General features: G+C 70.4%; 10 protein-coding genes. 8 read left to right on the plus strand and 2 right to left on the minus strand.

Features of this window, described 5'->3' with window-relative positions; genetic code table 11:
* Positions 1–80: 80 nt before the first annotated feature.
* Positions 81–1,931: a hypothetical protein gene (locus ACWD5D_RS12415; protein WP_450707309.1), complete on the minus strand. Its 1,851-nt coding sequence runs from the start codon at positions 1,929–1,931 to the stop codon at positions 81–83.
* A gap of 542 nt (positions 1,932–2,473) precedes the next feature.
* Positions 2,474–3,859 carry a DUF2637 domain-containing protein gene (locus tag ACWD5D_RS12420; protein ID WP_450707308.1) on the minus strand — a complete coding sequence of 462 codons (1,386 nt, stop codon included), beginning with the start codon at positions 3,857–3,859 and terminating at the stop codon, positions 2,474–2,476.
* A 1,048-nt stretch (positions 3,860–4,907) separates the two neighbouring features.
* Here ACWD5D_RS12420 and ACWD5D_RS12425 point away from each other — a divergent pair.
* The 8 genes from ACWD5D_RS12425 to ACWD5D_RS12460 all read left to right on the plus strand — a co-directional run bounded on the left by ACWD5D_RS12425 (position 4,908) and on the right by ACWD5D_RS12460 (position 22,405).
* The gene (locus ACWD5D_RS12425) at positions 4,908–5,681 is read left to right on the plus strand and encodes an AAA family ATPase (RefSeq protein ID WP_351224629.1); all 774 of its coding nucleotides are present in this window, start codon (positions 4,908–4,910) and stop codon (positions 5,679–5,681) included.
* Positions 5,681–6,805: a hypothetical protein gene (locus ACWD5D_RS12430; protein ID WP_450707307.1), complete on the plus strand. Its 1,125-nt coding sequence runs from the start codon at positions 5,681–5,683 to the stop codon at positions 6,803–6,805. Before ACWD5D_RS12425 ends, ACWD5D_RS12430 begins: the two co-directional genes overlap by 1 nt.
* Before the next feature lie 824 nt (positions 6,806–7,629).
* Positions 7,630–7,809: a hypothetical protein gene (locus ACWD5D_RS12435; protein WP_351224625.1), complete on the plus strand. Its 180-nt coding sequence runs from the start codon at positions 7,630–7,632 to the stop codon at positions 7,807–7,809.
* 976 nt (positions 7,810–8,785) lie between these two features.
* A complete protein-coding gene (locus ACWD5D_RS12440) occupies positions 8,786–11,482 on the plus strand; it encodes a hypothetical protein (protein WP_451372624.1) in 2,697 nt (898 codons plus the stop codon).
* A 121-nt stretch (positions 11,483–11,603) separates the two neighbouring features.
* Complete coding sequence (locus ACWD5D_RS12445) at positions 11,604–12,938, plus strand: helix-turn-helix domain-containing protein (RefSeq protein WP_451372625.1); 1,335 nt, start codon at positions 11,604–11,606, stop codon at positions 12,936–12,938.
* A gap of 128 nt (positions 12,939–13,066) precedes the next feature.
* Positions 13,067–16,759 (plus strand): hypothetical protein, encoded by a 3,693-nt coding sequence (locus ACWD5D_RS12450; protein WP_451372626.1) that lies wholly within the window; start codon positions 13,067–13,069, stop codon positions 16,757–16,759.
* A 136-nt stretch (positions 16,760–16,895) separates the two neighbouring features.
* Positions 16,896–21,143, plus strand: coding sequence for an SNF2-related protein (locus ACWD5D_RS12455; protein ID WP_451372627.1), 4,248 nt, complete (start codon positions 16,896–16,898; stop codon positions 21,141–21,143).
* Positions 21,140–22,405: a hypothetical protein gene (locus tag ACWD5D_RS12460; protein WP_451372628.1), complete on the plus strand. Its 1,266-nt coding sequence runs from the start codon at positions 21,140–21,142 to the stop codon at positions 22,403–22,405. Before ACWD5D_RS12455 ends, ACWD5D_RS12460 begins: the two co-directional genes overlap by 4 nt.
* The last annotated feature ends 94 nt before the right edge of the window (positions 22,406–22,499 follow it).

The raw sequence follows: 22,499 nt of genomic DNA on the forward strand, positions 1-22,499 counted from the left end.
ACCGGACGGGAGCGCGAACACAAAGAGAGGGGGCCACGGGAATTCCCGTGGCCCCCTCTCGGTGCCGCTCGGAAGGCCGGTCAGTCGCTCAGGCCGGCGTCGTCCTGTGCGTCCGACAGCTCCTGGTCGTCGGCTTCGTCCTCGGCTGCAGGCTCCTCGGGCCGGTAGTAGCGGGCGAGGTCCTCCAGGGCGAACAGTTCCTTCCCGTTGACCTGTGTGCCGGCCGGGAAGTCCTTGCGGCGCCGCTTGTGCTGGCGCATCAAGTCCGCGCTCACCTCGAGGCCTTCGGCGGCCAGGCGCCGGGAGATCTCCGCGAGCGGCAGCAGCTCGACCTCGTCGTCGGGCTCTTCCTCGGCCGCGGCTTCCAGCTCGGCAGGCTCGTCCTTGGTCATGCTGACGGCCGGCCGCTCGTCGACGTCGGCGGTGAGGGAACGCCCATCAGGGGCCGGGTCCTTGGTGAACAGGGGCGTGGACTCCTGCAGGAGCGACGGCAGCCGCTGCGGGCTGCGGGCCGGCGGGGAGCCGTACAGGTCGTCGGTGCTGTAGCCGAACTTCTCGCGCAACTCCATGCTGTGGGTGCGGAAGTCCTCCGGGTCGGCGTACGGGACCTGGATCCACACCCGCCGGTTGCCCTCGATGATCATCATGCGGCCGGCGCGGTCGACGGACTCCGGCACCGGGGTCGTGTTGACGATCATCTTCCACTGGTTCGCGTTGAAGTTACCCATCAAGATCATCCGGAACATGTTGCGCAGGCCGCGGGAGCCGACGGCTGCCTCCCGCAGGTCCTGGAAGACACCGATGATCGTCACGTTCACGTGCCGGCCCATGCGCATGATGGACGCGATGTCGCCCCAGATCGGGTCGCTGGCAGGGTCGCCCTTCTCCTTGTTCTCGTTCCACCACTCCTTCGAGGCGTCGCCGAACTCGTTGCCCTCCTCGAGGATCAGGGTGAGCCGGTCGAACTCCTTCTTGGGGTCGTTCTTCTTGACGTAGTTACGGGCCTGAACCTCGCTCGCGGCCCACGAGATCGCCGACCGCATGTCCCCGACGTTCCCGGGGTCGGTGTACAGGTGGATGCCTTCGACGCCCTCGAAGCAGTTGATGGACGCCATCTTCACGTCGATGCCGATGACGGTCGCCCGCTGCCGCACGAGTTGAGTGATCACCTGCTGGAGGAACGAGGACTTACCGCCACCGGAACCCACGGACAAGGCCCACATGGCGGTCTCGCCGGTCATTTCCTTGACCACCGGCTGTTGGCGCTCGTCCACGCCCATAACGATCTGGCCCGGCTTGCAGGCGGCGATCGCCGCCTGGATCTCCTTGCTGAAGAAGTCGACCCGCTCCGGAGGCTCCAGCTTCGGCTTCGGCTTCTGCGGCGTGAATGTCACGTTGAAGGGATGGTCTTTGAGGTTCCACTCCCCCGACCAGAGCCCGCCCATCCTGTCCTGGACCAGCTCCCGCATCCGGTCCTTCAATCCGCCGTTGTCGTGCCAGCCGTCCGGCAGGCGGATAGAGACGAAAGTCCGGTCGACCGGGATGGACACGGCGCGCAACCGCTCGTGGTCGTCCCACCCGGGCAGGAGATCCTTCAGGGCCATTGACATCGGGATCACGAGGCTGCGCATGTGGTGCCGGCGCCCGCGGCCACGGATCGCAGCCACGATCGCGGCCGGCACGGCCACGCCGGCCGCGATCACCGAGATACGGATTACACGGTCATGGTCCTTCACCCACCACCACATCCACGCCGCCCAGCCAGCCCATGCGAGAAGCAGGATCCTGATCAGGGCGACTCCCCACCGCGGCACACTTCCCGGCGGACGGGGCTCTCCGTTCATCGGTGCCCCGCTGACGTACCGGCCGAAGACCATGGCCGCCTGCTCCAGGCCTTCTTCGAGCTGGCGGTCGAACTGCGTCTGCGCCACGGCCCCTGCCCCCTTCTACATTCCTCTGTCCTCAGCTCCCCTCCGCGCGCGCGGGAGGACGGTTAAGCGGACGGTAGGAAGATCGGCCTGTGGACAGAGGCCACAAAACGCGGCGGGGAGCTTTCCGGCTGTGCCGGCAGCAGCGGTCCGTGTGGGCGGTTGGGCCGACGAGGTGCCGTGAGAACCATGGAGGACGACTTCAGGCAGGAGGGCCCGCCCGGAGGACGGGGCGGCGCGCCAGCGACTGGAATGGCCAACGGCTGCCCGAATGCATCGCGACAGTCGGCCCGTTGGCTCGATGAGGAGGGCACCGCCCACGTCACCATCAGGGCAATCATGAGCGGCTTCTCCGGTCATGAGCCCAGCCCCCGAGGCGCTCCTACGGTCAGGATTGCTTTCGATCACCAAGATTGGGCTGTTGGACTCGGGCGGGGTATCCCGCGAGGTGACAGCGGCTCAGGCGCGCAGGGCCGCTTCCAGTTCGCGGCGGCCTACATTCTGTACTGCGGCGACGCCCCCTGTGTCGGTAGCACGTTGCCCCGTCACGAGATCTTCTTGACTACCTCGAGTCGCTGCCGCTGTCCGGGCTGACCCGCCTGGATGATCTTGTGGGCCTGGCCACGGTTGACGGTACGCCCATGCACCTGCAGCCAGTCGACGACCTGGGGGGTGCTGTTCGACCCGAGGATTTTCATTGCATAGCGCACTGCTTCCGCGTTGGTCCTCATGTCCGCGATCGCCTTTGTGTGCTCAGGATCGGGCTCGACTACCGGACCCTTGTCGTCGTCTTGCTCCTCGTCGTCGGTCTCTTGCCTCTGTTGCTGTCCAGCCCGGCCCGCCTCCGACGGTGCCGGCCTACCCGGGGTGTCCCGGGCTGGCGCTTCGTTGCGTGCGGCTGGTTGCGGGGCAGACCTGGGGGCTGGTGAGGAGTCGAGCGCATCACCGTGGGCAGACCCGGTCACTTCCTGCCTGCTGAGTTCCATTCCCTTCTGCTGATGGGAACCGCGCGGGGCGATCTCGCCAGCCTGAGGTACGGCATCACCCGTCCCAGTGACGACCTCCGCTTCGTCTGCCCCCGTCGCGGCCGCGTCGGAGGGAGGCGTCGGCGCGTACACAGTCCCAGGGAGCTCAATGCGCTTCGACTCATCGCGCAGTGTTTCAGGAGCAGGACCAGTCGCTGTTTCGTCTGAAAACCCCGACGTTGCGGGAGAGGGCTCAACCTCGGCGACACCGGGCCGGGCCGCCAGTCCAAGCGAACGCGTTGCTTCCTCCAGCGACACCCCATACCGGGCGAACCGCAGAGGCAATATCTCCTCAACGGGCGCCTTCCGTCTCCACCGGCGCCCGAAACGGCTTCGCAGTCGCGCCTGATAGATCAGACGCTCCTGCTCGAGCTTGATGACTTGGCTGTACGAGCGCAGCTCCCACAACTGCATCCGTCGCCACAACAGGAACGTGGGCACCGGCGCAAGTAGCCAGCGCCAGACACGTACGCCTTCGATGTACCGGTCCGCTGTGATCGCAGCGAGCCGGCCGATCGCATGCCGAGCAGCCTCCACGGTGACGACGAACAGAACAGGAATCACCGCGTGCATGCCGACGCCGATTGGGTCCGGCCAAGCCGTTGCCGCGTTGAAGGCGATGGTGGCGACGGTCAGCAACCAGGCCGACTGGCGCAGCATCGGGAATGGCATCCGCATCCATGTCAGCAGCAGATCCAGCGACAAGAGGACTGCAATGCCCGCATCCACACCGATCGGGAGTACCTTCGCGAACTGTCCGAAACCCTTGCGGATGGCCAAGTCACGTACCGCAGCATACGAGCCAACGAATCCAATCGCGGCGATGACCACGGCCCCCGCAACCACTCCCAGCACGAGCGCGCGCTGCGTACGGGTTAGTTGGATGCTCGATGCGTCCCGCTCCACGCTGCCCACTCCTTCGGCTCTTGGCGTCTGAGCAGCGTTGGCCTTTCGGCCTGTGGACAGAGTCCAAGGCTCGCTGGGGATGGGGTCGCGACTGTGGGCGCTACACCTCCACCCTCAAGTCACGGGCCTCGGTTGCCCCTGCGGTAGCTGACAGCGATCCAGGCACTCAGGTCGCCGATCGGCAACCCCGAAGAGAGCGTCGTTGCAGCCCTGACGACTCGTCGACTCGGTACCACCACCGGCGAGCAGAAAGGGGTTTAAGTAACTTACCTATATGAATAGTTAGGTTGCCCAACATGCTCGGTTTTGCCCCTTGCAGACCCTCGCGCAGCGGTGCCGCAGGAGCAAGCCTGAGCCCTTGAAGGCATCAATCCAAAGCGTAATGAGAAAGTAAAAACCGCCCCTGACCTGGGGATTCACAAACTCACTACCGAGGACACAAGGGGGGACACACGAAGGAACACAGGGACACAGGGGCACGCGCGCCCTCTCGAAGCGTCCAATGACCGGCGCTGGCACCCTGAGCTGTAGGCACTCAAGCGCCCCACCGGAGCGCCCCCTACAGCTCCTTTAACCTCGCCTCCCAGCAACGCATCAACCCCTCTCCAGTGGGAGGAGACGACTCGCTTCCACTCACTTCCGTGCGCCCAACCCGGGGGGACACCACGTCTCTGCTAGCGTGGCCTCGCCATCCAACGGATTGGGTGGCGGCCGAGCAGCCGCCTTGGAAGTTCGGCACCGAAACGACCAGCCGTCCGGCGACATGGGATGAGGGGCAAGTAGCCCTCCCCCTCCGTCGCTCCCCTCGGCACTCACCGCAATCTGAGGGTCGCTTCGGCGCTAGCTCAAGCGGATGCTTGGTGGCCAAGTAGCATCTCGCCCAGAAGCAAGCAGGTACACGATTCACATGCCTCGCGAACTCGCTCCAGAGCTGTCACAGGGGCTAGTCCCCTCCCCTTCAACCGAAGCGGCTTCCGTCCCCGCCACCTTCCAATCCAGGCCGTCGACTCCGCCAGCTCTCACGATTCCCTCGCACATCAGCGAGGACGTGAGGGAACTGATCAACGAGCTCCCAGAGCCTCTGAAGACCGCTGTCCTCGCTGCCCTTAACACGCCTGACGGCGTGAAGATCACCATGGGCAATGCGAAGGGCGGCGTGATGAAGACGACGCTGTCGGTCTACATCGCGCTGATCCTGGCCCTCACCGGAGAACCAGTTCTCCTCGTCGACGCCGATGACACCAACAAGACGTGCCTCAAGTGGCAAGCGGCTGCTGGCGACGACTGGCCGCCCCTCGTGACTGTCGTTGGCTACACGGGCCCGGCCATGGCCAAGCAGGTAACGGACCTTATGGCGAGGGGCTTCAAGCACCTCATCATCGACGTCGGTCCCACCGACAAGGGCGTGCTCAAGACGGCCTGGATGCTGACCAAGCGGGGGATCGTTCCCACGCAACAGCACGTCGGCGACGTGGTTCAGCTGACCACGACGTTCGATCTCCTGGAGGAAATGGGAGAGCGCATTGACCTATCGGTCATGCTCGCGAAGTCCTTCCCCAAGCGCAGCAGCTACACCAACGCCCGCGAGTACATCCAAGGCTTGATCGATGGTGAAAGCGCCGATCACCCGGATGGCCTACCCTCGGTTGACCTTCTGGAGGGGACCGTCCCTCTCCTCGAGGGGATCGCGGACACTTGGGGGTCCATTCCGGACGACTTCGGCTACTTCGGCTCTGTGCTGGCGGAGGTCCTCGGTGTTCCTGCAGGCGTCATCGCGGAGCGTGAAGCAGCGTGGCTCCAGGACGCGGTGGAGGCCCAGTAATGGCCGAATCCAGGGGTAAGAAGGCGGCCGCGGCCCCACGCAGAAAGTCTCCTAAGGCCAGCGCTGCCTTCGGAAGGCTCAACCAGCTGTCGCAGTCAGGCGCACTCTCAAAGATCAACAGCGATGGCGCGCAACCGGCGGCATCGTCCGCTGCTCCGGACTCCGACGGTGCTCAGAAGCACGACGAGACGTCTGCGGCTGAGATCACGGCAGAGGCTGTTCATGAGTCGGCGCCCGCGGCCACTGCCGAGCCGGCCGCTTCCTCTGCGTCCCAGCGTGCTGAGCAGCCGGCCGCCGCGCCCGAGCCCGTTGCGGAGGCGGCCACGCGCTTGGCCTCTCCGGTCAACGCCGTGCCCGATGCTTCGGCCCTCAGCTCGAATGCCGAGCACTACGAAGCGGGCGGCAGGCTCGCACCGGAGGCAGTGCCTATCCCCCCGCAGGGCCCCGATGCTGCTGTGCATCGAGCTGAGGCTCACGCGATGGGCACCCCCGTTGAGGCGCCGAACACGCCGACTCGAGGCCTCGCTGACTCTGCGCAGGGCTCTTCAGCGCCCACCGGGGAGCTGACGGTTCGCCGTGCGACTGGGCCTGCCTTCCCCGCCTCCAGTGGCTACGCAGAGAGCAGGATGCTCGACGCCCTTCCGCCTCAGCTTGAGCAGCGGGTTCAGGGGCTTCCGGTGGCCTACTACGAGTTGGCCAAGAGCTACCGTCAGGCGCAGGCCACACGAACTGGCAACAAGAATCCGAAGCGCAACATGCGACTCCATGATGACGTCGCCACAGCGGTGAATCGTCAGATGGTCAGCGACAAGAAGATGCTCAAGCTCAGAAATCTCAAGCCGAGCCACTACGTCGACGCTGCGCTCACCTTGGCGAGAGAGGTACCCGTCAACGACCTCATCACGGCCGCCGACCACTTCCGTGACCAGCACCTGGGAGAGGAGGGCGGTTCGGCCTCGGCGAACCACTACACCATCAGCAAGACGAACGATGAGTGGCTCGACGACATGATGGACGAGCTCCTGTTGGCCAAGACCACGGGTCTCCACGGTCACATGATCAATGTCATCGTGCAGTCATTCCTCGCACAGCTGCAGGCTGAGGCTCCTACCTCAACTGACTGAGTCTGCGATGGGGGCGAGCCCGAAACAGTTCGGGCTCGCCCCCATTTTGCTGATCGCTGTTCACATAAACACAAACGGGGACACGCAGCAGGACACGGCGCGGGACACAGGGACACGGGGCAACCTCGGATGAAGGAGGGGTGCCGGCCCAGCCAAGCGAGCCTCCGCACGGGCAGGATTCACACGTCGTCAGGTCTGACGTCAGCCGCCAAACTGCACGACCGTCGTGCACTCCTTCCCGCCGAACGTGAATCCAGAAGCCTGCGGTCGCTCGTCTTGAGCGTCGCCTCTCCGCACCCAAAAGGCCTGTCTACCTGCGCTGTTGCATAGCCTGGGGGTGGACACTCCTCCTGCCCCAAGGGGCGCTTCGTCGCTTGCACGACACGCGGAGCGTTAAGGGTTTGCATCAAAAATGCGCGAGGGTCGTATGATTCGCAGCACGGCACGATAGCCTCGTGCTCACCACCGCTCTATCCGAAGGGAGTTCCGCAGTGCCGCCACGCAGGTCAGCCGTGCGACGAAACGGAACGGTGTCCCAGCGCACCGTGTCCGAGTGGTCGGGTGTGGGGGCCGGAACTCTCAAGAATCTGGCTCGGATCGGGCTCCTGCCTGAGGCCGACCAGCTGCGGCCACACGACGTTGTCCTGGCTCAAGTCGCGGCAGCGCTCGGGGCCACACGATCAACGAACAGGGATACCCAGCAGGGGGAGCGCACCACGGCAGCGTTCCAACGTGACTGGGATGCTGTCCGGATAGTGATGGAGCTGCTCGTCGCGGCGTCCGAACCCGGGGGCGAGGACAGGATCCACCCCCGAACGAGGCTCGTGGCCTTCCCAGAATCCGTCGCCCTCGCCCACCAGGACTACCAGCTGCTCCAGCTGAGCGAAGAGGCCCTCGAGCGGGATCTCCCGTACCACGTGCTCCCTATCGGAGCCTGGCACGCCAAGCTGCAGCAGCGGCTGACCAACGAGTTCGACGAAGGAGCCGCCAAGGACGCCGCATAAAAGAGAACGGCACCCACAGATCTGCCGCAAACAGAGTGGGTGCCGAACTGAAAGGCTACGTAGCCTCTCTCGCCACCTTCGAGGTTACCAGCCTCTAGCCGAGTCGTCTCCACAGACAGGAGCCTCGGCTAGACGTGTCTCCCTTGTCATGTCCATCGAAACTGGTAACCCATGTCCATTTCCAGGTGTAGCGCGCCGGCGAGGAACGGCCCCAGAGCTCTTCCTCGGGCAGGCGTTTCCATGACCTGTCTGATCTATCTGCGGACCGTCCAGCTCTTGCCTCGCCTTGTTGCAACTGCTGGCAAGCGAGCCGCTACTCCAGTCGAGAACGGTGAGGGCCTCGGGCCTCTACTCGGTGCTGCGGCCCTGTAGCCAACGTCCCGGCACTCCTGTGTCCGCACCATCGACGCTGGCCTGACACCTACTCAACGCAGTCGCCATCCAAATCGGAGGGAGGCGATGCCTACCCCAACCGAATAGGTCGTGTCTGGCCGCAACTTCAAGCGCGCCAGACGGCGATGGTCGTTACCCATCTCCCCTCGACAGGAGCAGATCATAGCTGCCAGCCAAGGGGCTGGTCTTCTATTGCTCGCGAACGGCGCGTCCGCCCCACCCGAAGACCTGGCCCATCGAACCAGTCTCCGCACCTTCACGGCATGCTCGTCCATCCATCTGCTCAAGCAGTTGGGTCGGCACAGCAACCTCGGCCTGGCTCTGCGGGTGGCACTGCCCTCGTCAATGCGCGCTCAGCGGGGTAACGCCCACCACTCGCCGGTCTCTGTCCACAGCTTCCACCTCGCAGGGTGGGCCAGAAAGCGAAGAGCCCGGGACTACCGATCCCGGGCCGTTCGCGCTGCGTGGAGGGGGTGACGTTCAGCCAGATCCCTAACTGAATGCCGGTTCCAACCGCGTCCGAGTCTGTGGCTTGCCCTGCCGGATCGGGCCGCGGTGTGGGTCCCCCCATCCCTCCTCGATTATGGAGCAAGTCATCGCTACCCGTACGAGGGCTGGCTCAGTCGTGCCGAAAACGGCTGATGCGACGGCTCGATCGAAGCGTTCTGGTACACCTCCCGGTCGCCTTGGGCGGCCGCTGCAGGTGATTGAGCAGGCAGGTTCGGTCCCGGATTCGGGGCCTGTTGATCCGCTGGTGCTGCGCCCTGGGATGCGCACGAAGTTGCAGGCCGCACTGGATGTCCTTCTGGGTGACCGTGCGGTGCGTGGCCGGCCGGATGCCGAGCGGCTGACGGGTGTCGTGCTGCTGGCGAAGGTCCCGGTGGGGTCGTCGAAGTTGATGCTGCGGGCCGGTGAGATGGCTCGGTGGCTGGGGTTCTCGGAGTCGTACGTCGACCACCGGGTGCTGCCGGGGCTGCGTGAGTCCGGCTCGGTGGGCACCGCCGTGACGCAGAACTCCGAGGGGTACGTCAACGGCCTGGAGTGGGAGTTGCTGCCGCTGACGGCGGCGCTCGCCGGCCGGGGGAGTGCTTTGGTGCTGGGCAAGCCGGAGGCGTCGACACTGTTGCGGCTGTGCGAGCGGCTGTTCGGTCCGGGGTGGGCGCCGGTGGACAAGCCGGAGACGCCGGCCGGGCTGCTGGCTGAACGGCGGGGGAGGGGAGCGGCGACCGCTCGTCTGGCGTTGCTGCAGCTGGTGCTGCGGGCCCGTTCCGATGGTCGGGTTCGGCTGGTGGGCGGTGCCGTCAAGAAGGGGCACCGGCGTTCGGCGGCCACGGTGGCACATGTGCTGCGCTGCTCGATCGAGGACGGCGAGCAGGTGCTGGACGATCTGCTGGCCGAGGACGTGGTCGAGGTTCACGAGGCCGCGCAGGGTTCGGGTGCTGGCGAGCGGCTGTTCATTCCTGCGGTCGCGGCCGCGTACGGGCGGTCGGCGGACTCGGAGTTGTCCCTGGTCGACGACGAGGGCGGCGGCAGCGGGGACGTGCGCGACGGTGAGCTCGGCTGCGCGGTGTGTGGCTGCGCGGAGGTTTCGGCGCCCGGTGTCGACGCGTTGGTGCTGGAGGGCGACGGGTGGGTCCAGGAGGGCTTCGACGTCGTCGATGACGCCTTTTCTTCCGGTGCGGTTGGTGCACTCAGGGGTCAGACGGCACTCCCGGCGTCCGGCGACGGCGCTGATCTGCCGTCTGACCAGGGAGAACAGGACCCGGCCGGAATGGTTGGAGAAGACGGTGGGGTGGTTGATGGTGCACTGCACCACGCCCCCCACGCTCCGGTGGTTGATGTAGTTGGTTCTCTTGCTGTCTCGTCTGGGTTTTCCGGCGAAGCCGATCGGGGCGTGGGTGATCTGCCGGAGCGCGCGGGCGCACGCGAGGACCGGCGGGTCCCGGATGCCGGGACCGCGGCCGCGCCCAGCCAGGGCTGCGGTGGCCCGCTTCGCGGGGAACAGCAGGCGCAAGTCCCGAACAGGCAGGGTGGGTTGGCCGAAGGGTCGAAGCCGTCGGGTGGCGCATGCGGTGGGGACACGGTGGTGGCGTTCCGGCCGGCGCCGTTGCCGGCGGGGCTGGAGGGTGTGCTTGCGCCGGTACGGACCGTGTGGGAGCGCATCACTCGGATCGCTGCTCGTGCGCACGTTGTTGCCCGGGTCCGCCTCGAGCTCGGTGCGCTGTGCGGGGTGGTCGGTGGCGAGGATGCCGAGCAGGTGCTGGCCGAGCGGCTGGAGCGGCGCCTCGATGAGTTGCGGGGCGTGCCGGTGAAGGACCCGGTGGCCTGGCTGCTCGGGCGTGGGCTGGTGCAGCGGCAGTGGTGCTGGTCGCAGCTGTGCGACGAGGGCTCGCGGATGGACACCGGCGGGCCGTGCCCCAGCTGCCAGGTCGTGATCGGTGACCGGCGCGGTCTGCGCGGCCGCATTGCCGCCGAGACCGCGCGTGAGTTGCCCGGCCTTGGGCTCCAGGAGCTGAGGGCCGTGACCGAGAAGCGGCTGCAGGCGGCGGTGGCACACGAGGCGGCCGCGCGGGCCGCCCGGCATGAGCGGGCGCTCGCCGAGCGGGAGGCCCGCGAGCAGGTCATCGCGCGGCGCAAGGCCGAGTTCGCCGCGGCCGAGGAGGCCCGCCGGGCGGCGCCGTGTGCCGACTGCGGCATCCCGGAGGCCGCCGGCCTGTGCATGGCGTGCACTCACCGTCGGTCCACCGAGCGGACGTTGGCCGAGGCCGTCGATCTCGCCGTGATGGCGCGCGCCGACCTGACGGATCCGTCCGCGGTCGCCGAGGCCACCGCCCGCTGCGCGGCCGACACCCGGCGTCTGCTGGAGAACACCCTGGAGCGGCTGCGTGCCGAGGGGGCCGACGAACTGGGCCTGATGCTGGACGCACCCAAGATCGCCGGGAAGATCCGTGACCAGCGGCGCGAGAGCCTGCGCGGCCGGCTGATGCGGTCGCCCGAGGCGGAGGCGGAGGCGGACAAGGCCTTCGACGCCGAGCTGCGCTTGCGGCACCGGCTTGCCAACCAAGCAGAGGCCCGCCGGGCCGCCGAGCGGGCCGCGGACGAGGCGCTGCTGCGTGCGGTGGAGTTCCTCTTCGCCGAGCGGGGCCGCCAGTTGGCCTCCGCCCGCGCTCAGGAGACGGTGCCGGCCGGCTGGGGCCCCCGCGCGCGGCTGGCCGGCCAGCCGCTGCCCGAGGACACCGTCCGCCCGGCAGCTGCCGTCGAGGCGGTGAGCGCCGCGTGAACCGGCCCCGGCCCACCACCGCGGTGGCACAAGCCGTTCGGTACGCCGTGATGTGTCGAACGCGGATGCCGTCACCGCGCGTGCGCGCAGTGGTGTCCCCGCCGCGACCTGGGGGGATGCGGTGAGCGCGGTCCGAACCTCGTCACGGCGCTCCCGTGCTGTGGGGCCGGTGTGGGAGCGGCGCCCGCTCAGCGCCCGGGCCCGCCGCCTCCTGGTCGAGGGCGACGTCGAGGGCCGCTACGCCGGGCACACCGCCTCGGATGCCGGCTACCGGCTCACCATGGCGTTGGCGGTGGCGTGTTCCCAGCCGGGTCGGCAGTGGGCGCCCGCCGACTTCCACCAGGCGCTGATCTACACCCCCTCGCGCGGCGGCTGGTGGGCACGGATGCTGCGCGAGCGCAAGGGCAGCCAGTACGCGGAGGACAAGCTCACCGCGATGCTGGACAAGGCCCGCGCGTTCGTCGCCGGCGCCGGTACCGTCACCGGCCGGCCGGACGCCCTGGAACGCGTCGCCGAGGTCCGCCGGGCGGTGGAGGCCTTGAGCTGGCCGACGCGGGGCGGGGGAGCGGTCGACCACAAGAACCTCGCCGCCCGGCTGCGGCTGTGCGACCGTGCGGGCGGCCTGGACCACACCATCGCCGTACGGCCGCTCGCCGAGCTCATGGGCTGCGCGAAGTCCACCGCCGAGGCGAGCGACCAGCGCCTGATCACCAAGGGCTGGCTCATCCGGGAAGAAGCCGGCACCGGCAAGAACCACGGCACCCGCTGGCGCCTGCAGATCCCCGAGGCCGTCCGCCAGCTCCTGGCGTGTGCAGCGCCGGGACACTCACCGCCCCCCACACCACCGGAGCTGGCAACTGTCCCGGACGCGCACACCGCCACCGACACCAGCGCGCTGGCGGAGGTGATGGGACACGACGCCTTCCACCACTACGCCCACGGCACCAGCGGCGCCCGCCTGCTGGCCTGCCTCGACCCCACGGACGGCACCAGCCCCGCCCAGCTCAAGGACGCCACCGGCCTGCACCGCACCACCGTCGGCCGCCGCCTGGCCAAGCTCGTCGACGACGGCCTCGCCCTCGAACGCGAAGGCCTGTACTACCTCCACCCGCGTCTGTCCGGCCCCGTACGCCTGCAACCCGACGACCAGCTCCTCGACCACGCCGCCGAACAGGCCGGCACCAAAGGCCTGGGAGACCGGCGCCGCCAGCGCCACGCCCGCGAACGCGCCACCTACCAGCGCTACCTGGCCGAACGCACCCGACACCAACCCGGCGTGCGGCCTCGGCCCGTCCTCGTCCCTGAAGGCGTCGTCGACCCGCTCACCGGCGAACTCCTCGACGAGCGCTGGCGTGGCTGGGACCTGACCGACCCCTACCGCCCCGCCTTCCTGGAACCCGGAGCCGTTCCCCTGCCCCCACCGCCACCGGACCGAGCCCCAGCCCCATGTGCCTGACGCGCCACCACCATCGCCCGTTCACCCAGCACGGCGGACGGCGATCGGTCAAACCCGTCCCAACGTCCCTTGCCCGCCTGCGAAGCTGTGCCGTCAAACCAGCCCGGTATGAGACCAGGAAGCGCACCATGCCCTCGAAGACGCCCGCCACCTCAGCCGCCCACCGCCGCGTGGAGTGGAAGGTGCTCGACCGCGCCCTGGCCTCCTACGACACCTACTCCCTGATCGTGCTGCTCCAGGCCGCGCTCACCTCGCCGGACTGCCAACGCCTCGCCGACCACCTGCTGCTGATGCTCACCCGCGTCCTGCGCACCCCGCCCCGCACCGGTACATCCGCCGGCGCCGAGGACCTGCCCCACCTGGTCGAAGCCGTCGTGCGTGCCGCACCCGGCCGCGGCGTCGTCACCGACCGCCACCCCAGCGACCTGCGCCCAGGAGTACGCCATCACCTCGCCGGCGAGCATCTGCTCGTCCACCCCGGCCAGCTCGCCCACCCCCTCCTCGTGCTGCGCAGCCTGCAGCTGACGGCCCTGGCCATCGACGAACCCCTGGGCACAGCCACCGGGTTCGGGATCGGCGACGTCCTCGAGCTGGCCCTGCGTCTGACCGACCGGGCCCTGAGCGCCCTCAGCCCCGTGTGGCCCGAACCCGTCACCGGGGACACCGAGGAGCAGGTCGCCTGCCACCTCACCCCGGCCGAGGTCGAGGCCGCCACCGCGATCGCCACGGCCGACCCGAACGACCTGGTCCCCGCCTGCCAGCACCCCGAGCGCGCCGCCCGCGCCCTCGCGTGGCTGACCCGGAAGGTCAAAGACCTGCCGCTGCGCTACCACCCCGACGCCCCCCTGCTCGGCCCGGTCCTGGCCCTCACCGCGCACGGCCGCCGCCTGCCCGTCCCCGCCGGCGCGGCCACCGACGCCCTCGCCCCGGCCGCCGGACGCCTGCTCGGCCTCCTGCCGCCGGACCAACTGCCCGCGGCCGAGACCAGGTTGCAGGAGCTGACCGTCTCCCGGCTCGCCCAGCTCCTCGGCCTGGACCACATCCCCGCCCGCCCCGGCCCCGTGTGCCGGCTGACCTCGCCCACCCACCGTTACGACATCGCCGTCGTCAGCGCGCTGGCCGACGGCCAGCTCGGTGCCCGCGTCGAGGAAGGCCGCGCCGCCCTCGCCGACACCCCGCCCGGCCGCGGCCGCCTCGTTGTCTACGGCGGGCCCCGCTTCCTGGGACGCGAGCTGATCCGCGACACCGTCCTCCTCCACGTCGAGGAACTCGCCGAGATCCTGCACGCTGCCGACGGCGATCCCACGCTCGCGGCGCTGTTCCTCCTGGAGCTCACCGAGCACCCCGGCGTGCACGGCGTGGCCTACGACGACGCCCTCGACGCCTGGACCGCCTGGCACCACCACGCCACCCTGCTGCTGCCCGGCCCCGACAGCGACGACGTCGTCTACATCCCCGCCGCCCCGCACGACGAGGTCTGGGAGCGCGCCGCCGATCACGCGGCCACCGACCGCGTCCTGACCGCCGCCGGCCTGCCCGGCGTACGGGAGTTCAGGCACGCCCGGCGCACCCCGCCGGAGGCCGGAGCCAGCGGCACGCACACCGACCTCGAGCACCACGGTGACGGCGGCACGCTGCTGATCCGCACCTCCACCGTCCCCCCGGTGGCGATCGTCGCTGTCCCCTCCCACCACCCCGGCGCCCTGCTCGATGGCAGCGGCATGGGCGCCTTCGCCGACTCCCTGCGCATCACCCTGACCACCCTCGCGCCCGTCACCGCGCACGCCACGCTCCCCGACGGCACGCCCCTCGTCATCGAGGTGACCGTCACCGACCAGCCCCACCAGCCACCCGCCACCGCAAAGACCTCGGCAGACGACGAAGAAGCGGGGGAGCGGCTACTGGTGCGCGCCGGAGCAGACCCCAGCGCCGCGCGGATCGGCATTGTCATCGACCCGCACCTGCTCGCCGCGTTCACCGGCGACGGAGAGCGGGGACACGACATCCTTGGCATGCTCGTCCACGACCTCATCACCCAGGTCCGTACCGGCCGAGGCGCCCAGCCCGGCACCGACGCGGACACCTTCGCCAACGCCTGGAACACCGCCCATCCCGTCCTGCGCATGGGCGCCACGAGCTCCTGGCCCGCCACTGCCCCCGCCTATACCCTGCCGCGCACCCCTCACCTGCACGTCCGCGCCCTGCGCACCGCAGCCGCAGCCCTGCGCCGCGCCCACGTTCCGGCCGGCAGATGGAGCGGTGCCGACGCCTGCCGCCCCGGCGGGCCCGCCGAGCGGCTCCTGCACGCGCTGGAGCGTGAACTCGCCGATCAGATCAGCACCCACCAGCCCGCTCTGCTCGGCGAACTCGCCCGGCAGCTGAATGCCGCCTGGTCGCACCGCACCCGCTCGCTCACCGAGGCCGCGGTCAACCTCGCCGCCCCGTGGGCCGCGAACTGGACCGCCGAGGCCCGGCGCCGGCACGCCCACTCCGCCACCCCCGCCCTGCAGTTGCTTCTGCAGCAGGCCCTCATTACCGCACCCGCCGGCCACCGGCCCGTCGACGTCCTCGCCGTCGCCGAGCTCGTCGCGCTCGCCGAACTCGTCCTCGACAGCGGCTTCACCGCGGTCGCCGCCGCCCGCCGCCTGTACGACGTGAGCCTGGAGATCCACTCCACCGGCATCTTCACCCTCACCACCGCGCACACGGACGCGGCCCCGGGCGGTGCGCACCTCGGGTTCGACGCCGACGCCTACCACCGCGCCCGCCAGCAGCGCATGATCACGGCAGCCATGGCCGCCGAGCCGGAACTCCTCGATGCGGCCGCCGTCCTGAACCCTTCACCGGCACGCACCGAAATCCCCTTCACTCCACCCGAACTCCCGGCCCGCAGCCAACTCGCCCAGGCTGACCGGCTCCTACGCCAGCACTGGGGATGCGGCCTGGACGCGCTCGGCGCCATCCTCCTGACCGCCTCCGACTGGCTCGCCGGTCCCGACGGCACCGCCACCGTCACCACCGAGGCGCTGGTCGCCGAAGCCGCCGCCTGGGCCGGCCTGCCCGCCGACCACCTCCGCGCCGCCGTCGACCGACTGCGCCTGCACCCCGGCAACGCGGCCAGCACCACCGAGCACGCCTACACCGAGGTCGAACGCCGCACCCGCCCCCTGACCCACCCCCTCATCGCCCACGGCGAGGACCTCCTCGTCCTGCCCTGGCTCGCCCACGCCGCCCGCGAGGCCTACGCGGCCTGTCTCGACGACGGACGCCTCCCGCACCCCGAACTTCCCGACCCCGTCGACAAAGCCCTCACCCGCCACCGCCAGCAACTCGACCAGCGCCTGGAGTCCGACGTACGCGAAGCCGCCCGCGCCGCAGGCCTGCCGCACCGCTTCCGCCTCCTGGAGAAGACCGCCGCTCAGCTCGGCGTCCCCGGCCTGACCGGCGAGATCGACCTCCTGGTCGCCGACCCCGATACCGGCCGCCTCTGGGTGATCGAGGCGAAGAACCCCACCCGGGCCGTCGCGGTCCACGCCCTGCAGCAGCACATCAAGAAGTTCACCACCCGCTACCGGGACAAACTGCTCGCCAAGGCCGCCACCGTCACCCAGTACGCGGCCCACGCGGCGGCCGCCTGCGGGGTCGATGCCGAACGCCCCTGGCGGGTGCTGCCGTTGATGGTCACCCGCACCATCGAGCCGGCCGCGTTCCTCGCCGACCCCCGCATCCCCTACACCACCGCCGACCACCTCACCACCGTCCTGACCCACCCCACCGACCCGGAACCCGGATGGATCCCGGCCCCCGCACCCACCCCATGACCCCCGCCACAGCAGCCGGCGCACAGCGCGACGGACCGGGGCTGTGTCGGTGACCTCCCTTACTGTGGCGGAGACATCGCTGGCAGTGACGACCGGTCGGCGCAGCCGCGCAGGGCCGGCACATAGGGGAGCGGGAGTGGGTTCTACGGCTACAGCCGGTCTGGAAACCGAGGCGACGCACACGAGCCCGGACCCAGCGGCGCTCGACGCCGACCAGTGGCACGAGGCGCTGACGAAACTCGCCGGATCACCGGCGTGCGACGACGCGATGGCACAGGAGGCAGAACGGCGCTGCCACGCCGGCCTGCTCACCCTTCGCGACATGCGGCTCGTGCTGCTGGCGACGTCGAATGCCGCCGGCTGGGCTCCGGCACGGCGCGCCGTGATCGACGTCCTCGCCGGCAACCCGGAACAGGCCCGGCAGCTGCTGATCATGCACACCCAGATCGAGGTGTGGCCGCCCCCGCACTTCGCAGAGCCGGAGCAGGCACCGGGCGGAGCCGGCACGGGCGCGCACGTCTGTGTCGCCGCCGTGATCGGCCCTGCCGGCGCTCAGGTCACCGGCCCCGCCCAACGGGCTCGCACCAGCCGCGAGGCCAGGGACCGTGCCGCACTCGCCCTGCTCGCGCGCCTCGCCGGCGTCGCGGTGCCCGGCGAGGAGCCGGACCACGACGGCGACCCGCCGCGCCCGGTCCTGCCGGGCATGCTGTCGGAGGTCTTCGAGCAGCACCTGCTCCGGGTCCTGGAGACGGGACAGGAGCCCAGCGAGGAGCTGACAGAAGAGGCCATGCGCCGCGCGCGGGAGGGACGCCTACGCCACCGCGACATGTATCTGCTGATCCTCGTCGCCCGAGGACAGGCCTGGAGGTCCGTACGGACAGCGGCACTTCAGCGCGCGGCGGCGATGCCCCCGGCACCGGCCCGGCTGCTGCACTGGTACGCCGAACACCACGGCGAGGACGGCGGCCTGTCCTTCGAGGAGGAGCCCGTCGACGCGGCCGGCCGCCACCAGGTGCGAGCGCAGCTGCAGACGGCAGGGACACGGACCGGCCCGGTCCGATCCGCCAACTCACGCAAGATGGCCCGGCACTTCGCCGCGTGCGCCCTGCTCGCCGAGCTGGCCGGTCTGCCGGAGCCCGCCGTCCAGGTCGAGGACAAGCCGGCCGACACCATCCGGATCACGATCCCCGCGCAGGGCCAGGACCCGGTCAAGTACCTCAACAAACACCACCAGCGGGATGCCATCACCAAACCCGAAGCGCGCCTGCGCACGATGGGTTCGCGCGTGGAGTGCACCTACTCCTGCCGTCACCAGGCGACCGGCGCCGAGGTCAAGGCCACGGCGGTCGGCCCGGACAAGATCACCGCACGCCGCGCCGCGGCGCTGAAGCTCCTGCGCAAGCTCAGCGCCATCGACACCACCCCCACCGGCGCCGCGACCCGGCCCGCCGGGAACCCTCCGCGCGCTGCGGGCCCGGCACCCGCGCCCGCCGCGGTGGTGCCCGCGCCGGCCCAAGCGCCCGCCGCGGCCCGCCCGTCGCTGGACGTAGGGGACCGCACCGCGCAGACCCTGCTGACCAAAGCCGTCACCTCCGGCTGTCCGGTGCAGTTCGTGCCCCCCGGCGCAGGCGAGAGGGCGGCGTGGTGGGTGCAGGACAGCGGCCTGCATGCTCTGCCGATGGCCGACCTGCCCGCCCCGCTGACCGCCGGACACCAGGGAGGCGCCGCGGGCTGGTGGGTGCCGCTCGCGGCAGGCCTGCCCGCCTTGCACCGGGCCCGGTCCGAGGCGAGTGCGTCGGCGGTGTTCTGGCAGCGGGCCGTGCACATCGCCCTGCAGCTCGTCCGCGCTCGGCTCATCTATCCCGCCCTCGACACCGAGGACCGTCCGGTATGGCGGGCGGGCCCGCTCCCGCAGGTCGCCGAGGACGCGCTGACAGCTCTTGCCGCCGCCGCGCCACCCGGGGCCGGGCCCTCCGCCATGCCGCCCCGCCAGGTCCTCGCCGCGGCGTGCGACGCCCTGGCCGACGCGCTGATGCGCACCCCGGCCGCCGCCGCGGTCGGCGCCGGCCCGTGGACGGCACCCGCCCCGGAGCCGGTGGACGCCGAGGCCCAGCGCTCGGTCCGCGGATGGCTGGACCGGGTAGAGGACATCGTCGACGGCGGCCCGGCCCCGCTGCTGGTCCTGCGCGTTCAGCCGCCCGGCGACGACCAGGCCGCCGCCGGACGGCTCACCGCCGACCTGCACCTTGCCCCCGCGGGCTCGGCTCCCGGCGCCGACGACGAGGTGGCCGCAGCCACGGTGTGGTCGGGAGCCGCCCGACTGGACGGCGCGGACGCCGCCGAACTGCGGCCGCGCGTTCAAAGGGCACTGCGCCGCGCCGCCCGGCGGTGCCCGGTCCTGGCCGCGCTGGCCGCCGAGGAGAACCCGCAGCGCTGCACCCTGTACGCCGGCGCCGTCGAAGTCCTGCTCGAGCAGGAGGACGAGCTCGCCCCAGCCGGCGTACGGGTGGTGTGGCCCGAGCGGCTGCGCACCGCCCTGTCGTCGGCCGCCATCATCGGAACCGAACCCGGGGACGACGAACAGCGCACCAGCCGGACAACGGGAGCGGGGGAGCGGCCGCGGTTCAGCGTGACGGCGCTGCTCGACTTCCGATGGCAACTCGCTCTGGACGGGGCGGCGCTCACCGAAGAGGAGATGGACGCCCTCGCCGAAGCCGCCCGGCCCCTTGTCCGCATCCGCGGGCAGTGGGTGCTGGCCGACCCGGTCCTGCGCCGCCGGGCCCGCCACCGTCTGCTGGGACAGCTGCCCGGAACGCAAGCGCTGACCGCCGCCTTGTCCGGCACCCTCACCATCGCCGACGACGTCGTGCCCTGCCAGCCGGCTGGAGCGCTCGCCGACATGATCGGTGTGCTGCGCCAGGGCGAGCACCACCACGACCCGGTGCCCGCCCCCGCCGGGCTGCGCGCCAGGCTGCGCGGCTACCAGCAGCGGGCACTCACCTGGCTCGCCCACACCACACGCCTCGGGTTCGGCGCGGTCCTCGCCGACGACATGGGCCTGGGCAAGACCCTCACCGCGCTCGCGTTCACCCTGCACCACCAGCAGCACACTCCCGGCCCGACCCTGGTGATCTGCCCGGCGTCCCTGGTCACCACCTGGTGCCGCGAGGCCGCCCGCTTCACCCCCGGCCTGCCCGTCATCCCCTACCACGGCTCCGGCCGCACCCTCGACGCCGTCACCGACACCACGCTCGTCGTCACCACCTACGGCGTGCTGCGCCGCGACCAGGCCCGCCTCGCCTCCCGCCACTGGGCGCTGGTCATCGCCGACGAAGCCCAGCACGCGAAGAACCACACCTCCGCCACCGCCCGGCAGCTGCGCGCCCTGCCCTCCACCACCCGCCTGGCGCTGACCGGCACCCCCGTGGAGAACAACCTCTCCGAGCTGTGGGCGCTGCTGGACTGGGCCAACCCCTCCCTGTTCGGGACGCTGAAGTCCTTCCGGTCGCGCTGGGCGAACGCCGCCGAGAAAGACCCGGCATCCGCCGAAGCCGCCGAACTCGGCCGGATCATCGCCCCGTTCCTGCTCCGGCGCCGCAAGACGGATCCCGGCATCGCCCCGGAACTCCCCGCGAAGATCGACCAACCGCGCTTGGTGCAGCTGACGACCGAACAGGCCAGCCTCTACGAAGCCCTCGTACGCGAAACCCTCCAGCAGATCGCCACCACCCGCGGCATCGAGCGCAACGGCCTGGTCTTCAAGCTGCTGACCGCGCTGAAGAAAATCACCAACCACCCGGCCCACTACCTGCGCGAACAGCCGCCCAGTAACGGCGAGGCGGCGGCCTTCACCGCCCGCTCGGCCAAGACCACAGCCCTGACCGAGCTGCTGGCGGCCATCCGTCTGCGCGAGGAGGCCGCGCTCATCTTCACCAGCTACGTCGCCATGGGCCGCCTGCTGACCGCCCACCTCGGCCACCTCGGCCACGACCCGCTCTTCCTCCACGGCGGCACCTCCCTGCCCGAGCGGCAACGCATGGTCGACGCCTTCCAGGCAGGCCAGCACCCCGTGATGATCCTGTCCCTCAAGGCAGCCGGGACCGGCCTGACCCTCACCCGCGCCGCCCACGTCATCCATTTCGACCGCAGCTGGAATGCCGCCATCGAGGACCAGGCCACCGACCGCGCTCATCGCATCGGCCAGCACAAGACCGTCACGGTGCACCGCCTGATGACCGAGCACACGGTCGAGGACCGCATCGACGAACTCCTCACCCGCAAACGGGACCTGGCCTCCGCCGTCCTGACCAGCGGCGATGAGGCCCTGACCCAGCTCACCGACCGCGAACTCGCCGACCTCGTACGCCTGGGAGAGGGCCGATGAGCGTCCAGCACACCACCGCCGGATGGTCCGACGCCCTGACCGCAGCCCTCACCGAGGCCGCCGGCGACACCACCCTCGTGAACGCCGCACGGCGTCTGATCGCCACCGGCAGCGCCGGCCCGCTCAACGTCAACCAGGGCTTCGCCACCACCAAGTTCCCGCAGCGAGACGGACGCGTCGCCCGGCCTCGCCTGAACGTCACCACCCTCTCGGCCCAGGAATGGGACCGCATCGAGGAGACGATTACCGCGCGCCCGGACGCCGTCGACGTCGCCGCCACCTCCGCCATCAGCGATCAGCTCGCCGACCCCGCCCACACCGGCGGCATCCCGCTCGTCCCCGCGCCGCACGACATCGCGCACACCTGCACCTGCACCCCCGAGGCCGCCACCTCCGCATGCGCGCACTCCGTCGCGCTCGGACTCCTCCTCGCCGACCGGCTCCGCACCGCGCCCGCCCCGCTGTTCACGCTCCGCGGCCGCCCCCACCAGCACCTGAAGAAACGACTGCGTACGAAGAAGGCCGGATCGGAGCCCCGGCCGGCCACCGCGCCGACGCCCGGCCCCGTGGCCGCCCACGTTGCGTCCCCCCAGCCGGCCCCGCCCGCCCTGCCGACAGCACCGATCCCCGACCCGGTCGACCTCGACCTCACCAGCGCGCTCCCCGTACTGAACCGGCAACTCCCCGCGCCTCCCGCGCCGCTGCCCGACGCCGGTGCCCTGAAAGCGCTGGCCGCGGACGCCGCACATCGTGCCGGGACCCTCCTCGACGGGCACGAGGCGGTCCTCTGCCCCGACATCGGCAGCGACCTCGCCCGGTTCATCTCCCTGCCGCACGGCGCAGCGTTCCGGCAAGTCGCCATGGAGCATCTCGACCTGGACATCGTCGGCATGGGCCACCTCCAACTCGCCTGCACCCACGGCGGCCCGGGCGGCGCCGCCGCCTACCTCGAGCGGTTCGCCGTCGACCACGACGTCCTCGCCCACGCCCAGGCCCAGATCCAGCCCCTGCGCCCCGCCGCCACGGCCAGCATCGAGTGCGAGGACAACTGGCTCACCGACGCCGCCGCCGGCATCCAGCTCCGGTACGGGCCCGACGCACGCTGGTACCCCTACCGCGCGCCGTACGGCACATGGCAGCCCGTCCCCGGCCCCTCCGCCGACGCCGCCCAGGCCTACCGCGCCGCACGAACCGCGGGCCGCAGTAACCCCGCCCGGCCTCGCACACAGATACGATTTCGGCACAGTCGGCTCACGACATAGAGCCGGCAGCGCCGACCGCTCACTGCCAAGGGCGGGCGGCGTCCAGCTGCCGCCCGGTGGTGCCGGGGCAGCGCCGGTCTTGCGTGTGGCAGCA

The sequence above is a fragment of the Streptomyces sp. NPDC002520 genome (assembly GCF_053595235.1).

Bases quoted from the DNA above. Each gene is read 5' to 3' on its own strand.
- ACWD5D_RS12430 (WP_450707307.1), top strand. From the start codon at position 5,681: ATGGCCGAATCCAGGGGTAAGAAGGCGGCCGCGGCCCCACGCAGAAAG.
- ACWD5D_RS12440 (WP_451372624.1), top strand. From the start codon at position 8,786: ATGGAGCAAGTCATCGCTACCCGTACGAGGGCTGGCTCAGTCGTGCCG.
- ACWD5D_RS12450 (WP_451372626.1), top strand. From the start codon at position 13,067: ATGCCCTCGAAGACGCCCGCCACCTCAGCCGCCCACCGCCGCGTGGAG.
- ACWD5D_RS12460 (WP_451372628.1), top strand. From the start codon at position 21,140: ATGAGCGTCCAGCACACCACCGCCGGATGGTCCGACGCCCTGACCGCA.